The organism is Streptomyces sp. URMC 123, from assembly GCF_051386515.1.
Classification (GTDB): domain Bacteria; phylum Actinomycetota; class Actinomycetes; order Streptomycetales; family Streptomycetaceae; genus Streptomyces.
This window is the reverse complement of record NZ_JBPQTV010000359.1, coordinates 1-6,316: the sequence shown is the minus strand read 5'-3', so window position 1 is coordinate 6,316 and position 6,316 is coordinate 1. Positions and strand designations below refer to the sequence as shown.

The 6,316-nt window shown below is 76.3% G+C and carries 7 protein-coding genes; 2 read left to right on the top strand and 5 right to left on the bottom strand.

All coding sequences use genetic code 11. The annotated features are described in order from the left end of the window. Positions 1-670, bottom strand: a 670-nt coding sequence (locus ACSNOD_RS27160) for a serine/threonine-protein kinase (RefSeq protein ID WP_436769709.1), incomplete at its 3' end; no start/stop codon positions are given. Between the two features lie 310 nt (positions 671-980). Between ACSNOD_RS27160 and ACSNOD_RS27155 the strand changes: the two genes are divergently transcribed. Next, positions 981-1,253, top strand: coding sequence for a hypothetical protein (locus ACSNOD_RS27155; protein ID WP_436769708.1), 273 nt, complete (start codon positions 981-983; stop codon positions 1,251-1,253). Positions 1,254-1,272: 19 nt separating this feature from the next. Here ACSNOD_RS27155 and ACSNOD_RS27150 read toward each other — a convergent pair whose 3' ends face one another. The 3 genes from ACSNOD_RS27150 to ACSNOD_RS27140 all read right to left on the bottom strand — a co-directional run bounded on the left by ACSNOD_RS27150 (position 1,273) and on the right by ACSNOD_RS27140 (position 4,371). Next, complete coding sequence (locus tag ACSNOD_RS27150) at positions 1,273-2,499, bottom strand: CaiB/BaiF CoA transferase family protein (RefSeq protein WP_436769707.1); 1,227 nt, start codon at positions 2,497-2,499, stop codon at positions 1,273-1,275. A gap of 79 nt (positions 2,500-2,578) precedes the next feature. Next, positions 2,579-3,343 (bottom strand): ABC transporter permease, encoded by a 765-nt coding sequence (locus ACSNOD_RS27145; RefSeq protein WP_436769710.1) that lies wholly within the window; start codon positions 3,341-3,343, stop codon positions 2,579-2,581. Positions 3,344-3,423: 80 nt separating this feature from the next. After that, positions 3,424-4,371 (bottom strand): ATP-binding cassette domain-containing protein, encoded by a 948-nt coding sequence (locus tag ACSNOD_RS27140; protein WP_436769706.1) that lies wholly within the window; start codon positions 4,369-4,371, stop codon positions 3,424-3,426. 102 nt (positions 4,372-4,473) lie between these two features. Here ACSNOD_RS27140 and ACSNOD_RS27135 point away from each other — a divergent pair, with 102 nt between their 5' ends. Continuing rightward, entirely contained in the window at positions 4,474-5,253 is a 780-nt protein-coding gene (locus ACSNOD_RS27135) for a TetR/AcrR family transcriptional regulator C-terminal domain-containing protein (RefSeq protein ID WP_436769705.1), read from the top strand. Positions 5,254-5,338: 85 nt separating this feature from the next. Here the strand turns inward: ACSNOD_RS27135 and ACSNOD_RS27130 are convergent. Further along, the coding region (locus ACSNOD_RS27130; protein WP_436769704.1) for a type ISP restriction/modification enzyme at positions 5,339-6,316 on the bottom strand (978 nt) is incomplete at its 5' end.

Genomic DNA, 6,316 nt, shown 5'->3' with positions numbered 1-6,316 from the left:
CGGCGGCGTAGAGCATCACCCCGAGCGACCACAGGTCCGACTCGGGGCCGGGCACGCGCCCCAGGGCCCGCTCCGGCGCCAGGAACTCGGGCGAGCCCACCAGCTCCCCGGTCATCGTCAGCGCGGTGTTGCCCTCGACGACCGCGATCCCGAAGTCGGAGAGCACCACCCGCCCGTCGTTGGCGATCAGCACGTTCCCCGGCTTCACATCGCGGTGCAGCACGCCCGCGCCGTGCGCCGCCCGCAGCGCGGCGAGCACCTCCAGGCCCACGGCCGCCGCCCGCTCGGGCGGCACCGGCCCCTCGGCCTCCAGCACTTCGGCGAACGTCAGGCCGCGCACCAGCTCCATCACGATCCACGGGCGGCCGTCCTCGGCGGCCACGTCGTGGACCGTGACCACGTTGGGGTGCGAGATCCGCGCCGCCGCCCAGCCCTCGCGCTCCAGCCGGGCGTAGAGCCGGTGGACCTCCCGGGGGTCCAGATCGGCCGGTGCCCGCACCTCCTTGACGGCCACCTCGCGGCCGAGCACCTCGTCCCGGGCGCGCCAGACCACGCCCATGCCGCCCTCGCCGAGCCGTTCGAGGAGGCGGTAGCGCCCGGAGACCAACCGCTGTGGTGCCCGCCCCTCGTCGCTCGGCCCGCCGTCCGACCCGACCGGGCCCTGGCTCATGGGCGCACCCCCTCCGTCCGCCGCGACGGCGCGCCCTGCCGGGGCGGTCGTCGACCGGCCCCGCGGCAGAGCGATTCGGAGGGAATCTACCTCGGTGGGCGCCAGTTGAAGCCCCCGGAGCGCGGTGGCCGCGCGGCCGGGACCGCCGGGCGGCGGCCCCGGGTCGCCGCCGGACCGCCGCCCGGGCGTCGTGTCACGTCAATGCCCTTGCCGAGGAGGTGAATCCGAGGCGGTGGATGCGCGGGTGACGCGACGGGGCGGTAGGGTTACCCTGCCCGGGCCGGGTGCCCTCGTACGGGTGGGGAGTGTCATGGAACAGATAGCAATGCGCAGCAGGCCCAGAGTGCCTGCGATCAACTGCGGGAGCGGCGCGTCCAGCGCGCGGCTCGACCGCCATCTCGCCGTACTGGCCGGCCCCGCCATGCCGCGGCACGAGACGGACGAGGCCACCTCGCTGATGCGCGAGATCACCTCGCGCGAGGTGGCGCACGCGCCGTCGAGCCGGGGCGCGCGGGTGTCGCGGGTCTCGCTCTTCGCCCCCCTGCGGCGGCTGCGGCGCACGCTCATCGGCAGCCGCGGCTGACCTTTCGGTCTCTTCGGCCTCAGGCGATCACACCGTCCCGGCGCAGCGCTGCTATGTGCGTGTCCGTCATGCCGAGGGCACGCAGCAGCGCTTCGGTGTGCTCGCCGAGCGCGGGGACGTCCCCCATCCGCGGCGGCTCCCCGCCGGGCAGCACCACGGGCGGCAACAGCGCCCGCAGCGGCCCGGCGGGCGAGCCGATCTCCCGCCAGCGGTCCCGCGCCGCCAGTTGCGGGTGGGACGCCAGATCGGCCACCCCGTTCAGCCGGGCGCAGGCGATGCCCGCCGCCTCCAGCCGGGCGACGGCCGTGTCGCAGTCCAGCGCGGCCAGCGCCTCGGCGACCACCGCGTCCGTCTTCTCGCGCCCCCGGACCCGGGCCGCGTTGGTGGCGTACGCCGGGTCGTCCGCCAGCTCGGGCCGCCCGAGCACCTGCTCGGCCAGGCGCCGCCACTCGCGGTCGTTCTGCACCGACAGCAGCACCTGCCGCCCGTCCGCCGTGGCATAGGCGTCGTACGGGCTGATGACGGCGTGCGCGACACCCGTACGGGCCGGGGCCGCCCCTCCGTACAGGCCCAGGTACAGCGGGTGGCCCATCCATTCGGCCAGCGCGTCCAGCATCGACACCTCGACCGGCCCGCCCCGGCCCGTGGTCGCTCTGCGCAGCAGCGCCGCGAGCACGCCGGAGAAGGCGTACATCGCGGCGGCGATGTCGGCGGCCGGCACGCCGGCCTTGACCGGCTGCTCGGGGGTGCCGGTCACCGAGACCAGGCCGGCCTCGCACTGCACCAGCATGTCGTAGGCCCGCTTGTGCCCGTACGGGCCGCCGGGGCCGTAGCCGGAGATGTCCACCGCGACCAGCCGGGGGTGGCGGGCGCACAGCGCCGCCGCGTCGAGGCCGAGCCGGGCCGCGGCGCCCTGGGCGAGGTTCTGGACGAACACGTCCGCGCCCGCGACGAGCCGCTCCAACACCTCGCGGCCGCGCGGGTCCTTCAGATCGAGGGCGATCGACTCCTTGCCCCGGTTCGCCCAGACGAAGTGCGAGGCGAGACCGCGCACGGCGGTGTCGTAGCCACGGGCGAAGTCGCCGCCGTCCGGCCGCTCCACCTTCACCACCCGGGCGCCCAGATCGGCGAGCTGACGGGTGGCGAACGGCGCGGAGACGGCCTGTTCGACGGCGACGACGGTGATGCCCTCCAGGGGCAGCGGGTGCGGCGCGGGCGGGGTCGGCCCGGGTGGCGTGTGATCCATGGCCCCCGTCCTATCGCGGGGCCCGCGCGCCGCGCCAGAGCGGATCTTCGCCGAACGCCGGCGGGGGCGACCCCGTACGTCAGCCCGTGCGGCGCGCGTACCGGCGCACGGTCAGTGGTGCGAAGACGGCCATGAGCAGCAGTGACCAGCCGACGGCGGCGATCACGGGGTGGGCGATCGGCCAGGCGGAGCCGGGCGCCGCGGCGGGGCCCGCGCCCGCGTTGCCGAAGAGCTCGCGCGTGGCCGAGACCACCGCGCTGATCGGGTTCCACTCGGCGACGGCCCGCAGCCAGGTGGGCATCCCGGCCGTCGGCACATAGGTGTTGGAGACCAGCGACAGCACGAATGTGGTGCTGCTGAGCTGGCCGGCGGCCTGCTCGTCGCCCACCAGCAGGCCGAGGTACTGGCCGATCCACGCCGTGGCGAGGCGGAACAGCAGCAGGAGCGCGAAGCCGCCGGCCGCCTCCGCCGGGCCGCTGTGCACCCGCCAGCCGACCGCGAGCCCGGCCAGCAGCAGCGGCACCAGGCCCACCGCCGCGATCAGCGCCTCCGCCGCGGCCTGCCCGAGCGGCACGGCCGCGCGGCTCATCGGGAGGGTGCGGAAGCGGTCCATGACCCCGTGCCGGGCGTCCTGGGCCGTGGTGATCATCCCGGTCACGATGCCGTTGGCGGCGATGGAGACGAACAGCCCCGGCACCAGGTACTCGCGGTAGTCGCCCCCGGGCACGGTCACCGCGCTGCCGAAGACATAGCCGAAGAAGAGCAGCAGGGTGACCGGCGCGGCCAGGGTGATCACGAGCAGTCCGGGGGCGTTGCGCATCCGGCACAGATGGCGGCCGAGCATGGCCCAGGCGTCGTACAGCGGCGAGCCGGCGCCGCGTACGGGGGCGGGGCTCGGTACGGGGGAGGGGCTCGCGAGCGCGCTCATGCGGCGGCTCCGTGGGGGTCGCGGCCGGTGAGGCGGAGGAACACCTCGTCGAGCGTGGGCGCGCGCAGCGCGGCGTCGACCACCGGCACCCCCGCGGCGTCCAGCTCCCGGACGATGGCGGGGAGGGTGACGGAGGCGTCGGCGATCCGCGCGGTGGCGGTGAGCCGGTCGTGGTCGACCCGCGCCGGGGACCCGGCCAGATGCCCGAGGACGACCGCGGCCGCGGACAGCCCCACGATGTCGGCGACCTCCACCTCGGCGGACGAGCCGATGTCGGCCTTCAGCTCACCCGGGGTGCCGCGGGCGACGGCCCGCCCCTGGTCGATCACCACGATGTCCCCGGCCAATCGGTCCGCCTCCTCCAGGTACTGCGTGGTGAGGAGCACGGTGGTGCCCCGCTGGGCGAGGTGGCGCACGGCCGCCCAGATGCCGTCGCGGCTGTGCGGGTCGAGCCCGGTGGTGGGCTCGTCGAGCAGCAGGACGGCCGGTTCGGTGAGGAGTCCGGCCGCCAGGTCGAGGCGGCGGCGCATGCCACCGGAGTAGGTGCGGGCCGGCCGGTCGGCGGCGCCGCCCAGGTCGAACCGCTCCAGCAGCTCGTCCGCCCGCGCGGCCACCGCCGCGCCGCGCAGACCGCACAGCCGGGCGAACAACCGCAGATTTTGACGGCCCGTCAGGTCTTGGTCCACGGAGACGTACTGGCCGGTCACGCCGATGGAGCGGCGGACCGCGCCCGGGTCGCGGGCCAGGTCGTGGCCGGCCACCCGCACGGTGCCGGCGTCGGGGGCCACCAGCGTGGCGAGCACCCGGACGGCCGTGGTCTTGCCGGCGCCGTTGGGGCCGAGCAGCCCGCAGACGGTGCCCTCGGGCACGGCGAGATCGAGCCCGCGCAGCGCGTGGACGTCGCCGAATCGTTTGCGCAGCCCCTCGATGAGGACAGCGGCCATGGGACCCCCTTAACTAGGTACGTCGTACGTAGTTTCGCTTCGCCCACGGTAGCGCACTCCGTACGGCGTACGTAACTAGGATGGGGAGCGAGGTGATGATCAATGGCAGCCCATGGCCGTCCGGCCGGCCCCGAGGTGATCTGGTCCCGTCCCGAGCGCTCGGGGCGCGGACCGCGACCCGCGCACAGCCGAGCCGAGATCGCCGCGGCGGCCGTGCGGGTCGCCGACGCGGAAGGCATCGACGCCGCGTCCATGCGACGGGTGGCGGCCGAGATCGGCTGCGGCACGATGTCGCTCTACAACTACGTCCCGCGCAAGGAGGATCTGTACGAGCTGATGGTGGACGCGGTGTGCGCGGAGTACGACCTGTCGGCGCCGCCCTCGGGGGACTGGCGCGCCGACATGCTCGGGCTCGCCCGGCAGGCCCGCGCGATCATGCACCGCCACCCCTGGCTGCCCCGGCTGCTGTCACCCGCCCACGGGTTCAGCCCCAACGCCCTGCGCTATCTGGAGCACTGCCTGGCCGTGCTGGAAAGCCTGGACGCCGACACGGGGACCCGGCTGGAGGTGATCTCCATGGTCAACGGCATCGTCACCGCCTATGTCGACACCGAGCTGTCGATGGCCGAGCGGGACCGCACCTCCCCGTTCCCGCCCGGCGCCGAACAGGCCGCGCGCTCCGCCTATGTGGCCCGGGTGCTCGCCGAGGGGCGCCATCCGCGACTGGCGGCGGCGTACGAGCGGGCCCCCTGGCCGCTCGACATGGACGCGCAGTTCGAGCGCGCGGTGAACCGGGTGCTCGCCTCGTTCGAGCGGGAGAGCGGTGGGGGCGGCGCGGGCGACGGGAGCGGCCGGAGCGGCGAGGGGACCCAGGTCTCGTAGGGAGACGCCGCGTCGTACGGAGCGCCGGCGTCGTACGGAGCGCCGGCGTCATGGGCGCCACGGGCGTCACGGGCGCCACGGCGCGTCACAGCAGGGCGAACTGGCCGTTTGGCCCCTCCTCCGGGTGCTCAAGGACGGACGCCGGGCGGCGGGCCGGGGGAGGGGCCGGCAGCACGCCCGCCCGCAGCAGCTCGTCGACCGTCACCTGCGGTGCCACGGACAGCTCCGCGCCCAGCCGGAGCCGCTCCGGGCGCTCCCGCGCCAGCAGCGTCAGAACGGTGATCAGCTCCAGCAGTTCACCGGTCCACCGCTGGGGCACGCCGGCGGGGCGCAGCGCCCCCAGCGGGCCGGAGGAGGGCGGCGCGGCGCGGGCGGCGATCCACTGCTCCAGCGCGCCCGGGGCGCTCGGCACGCCCTGCGCGCCCGGGGCGCTCGCCGTGCCCACCCCGGTGCCGCCGGGCGCCCCCAACGGATCGTCGGCGGCCCGGAATTCCCAGGTCCCGGGGTCGGCCCGGAACTGCCAGGCCTCCGGCGCCACCGGGGCGATCCGGCCGCCGTCCAGCAGCAGCGCCGCCGCCTCGGCGTCGTACGCGATCCGCTCCGGCAGCCGGTCGGCGGGCAGCGAGGCGCGCACGTACGGGCGGCTGCCGCCGGGCAGCCGGGGCGGGCCCGCGTCCCCCGGCGCGCACCGGGCGCCCCGCGTGTGCAGCCGGAGCAGCCTCCGGCCGAGCGCCACCCCGCGCTCCCATACGCCGGCCGACGCGGTCAGCGGCACCTCGCAGCCGCCGTCCGGGCCGCGCCGGACGACGGCGGCCGTCCACGCCAGCACGTCCACCGCGTCCACAGGCCGCTCCAGCCGCGCCGCCAGATGCGCGAGCAGGCCCGGGGCGAGGTTGGGCTCACGCCCGCCGGGGCGGCGGTACAGCGGCCTGATCCGGCCCGGCCGCCCGGCGGCCGTGGGCGCGGGGACGGGCAGCAGCGCGGAGAAGGACGGCGACGCCGGCTCGCCGGTCCCGGCCCCTCGTTCGCCGTTCCGTCCACCGTTCCGGCCGCGGCCCCGCCC

Excerpts from the sequence above, each read along its gene's own strand:
- ACSNOD_RS27135 (WP_436769705.1), top strand. The coding sequence starts at position 4,474 with ATGGCAGCCCATGGCCGTCCGGCCGGCCCCGAGGTGATCTGGTCCCGT.
- ACSNOD_RS27150 (WP_436769707.1), bottom strand. The coding sequence starts at position 2,499 with ATGGATCACACGCCACCCGGGCCGACCCCGCCCGCGCCGCACCCGCTG.
- ACSNOD_RS27145 (WP_436769710.1), bottom strand. The coding sequence starts at position 3,343 with ATGCTCGGCCGCCATCTGTGCCGGATGCGCAACGCCCCCGGACTGCTC.
- ACSNOD_RS27155 (WP_436769708.1), top strand. The coding sequence starts at position 981 with ATGGAACAGATAGCAATGCGCAGCAGGCCCAGAGTGCCTGCGATCAAC.
- ACSNOD_RS27140 (WP_436769706.1), bottom strand. The coding sequence starts at position 4,371 with ATGGCCGCTGTCCTCATCGAGGGGCTGCGCAAACGATTCGGCGACGTC.